The organism is Bradyrhizobium sp. Kon58 (assembly GCF_055807455.1).
Window position 1 is genome coordinate 1 of record NZ_JBVVOT010000214.1, and the last position, 373, is coordinate 373.

Consider the following 373-nt stretch of genomic DNA (forward strand, 5'->3'; position numbering starts at 1 on the left):
GCCCTTCGGCACTTTCAGGCCGTGGTCATCCACGCTCACCAGCAAACCGGCAGCGTCGAAGGCAGCGACAATCTGCTTGCGCGCTTCGAAGCGGTCCAGCGTCCGGGAACAGCGATGTAATGGAAGGGGGCAGTCCTCCATCAAGCAGTTCGCGTGCTAACTGGCGCAGTTGCGTTAGATGTGGGGGCGAGGCAGAGGTTTTCTCTTCCAGCGAGGAATGTTTGGCGACGCAGCTCAGATCCTCGCGCTCCTCAGCAGCAGGCTTTGTCGTCAAAACAGAGAGTTGCGCATCAGATGTTTGAGCACCTGCTGGAAATGTTGAGGTGATCGCCGGGATACCTTCGATTGTCGCGAGCATCGCTTTGTAGATGAG

Annotated in this window: 1 protein-coding gene; it reads right to left on the reverse strand. The window is 57.6% G+C overall.

The features are described 5' to 3' along the window. Positions 1–25 precede the first annotated feature (25 nt). Positions 26–373, reverse strand: a 348-nt coding sequence (locus tag AC0L20_RS40175) for a hypothetical protein (RefSeq protein ID WP_473295696.1), incomplete at its 5' end; no start/stop codon positions are given.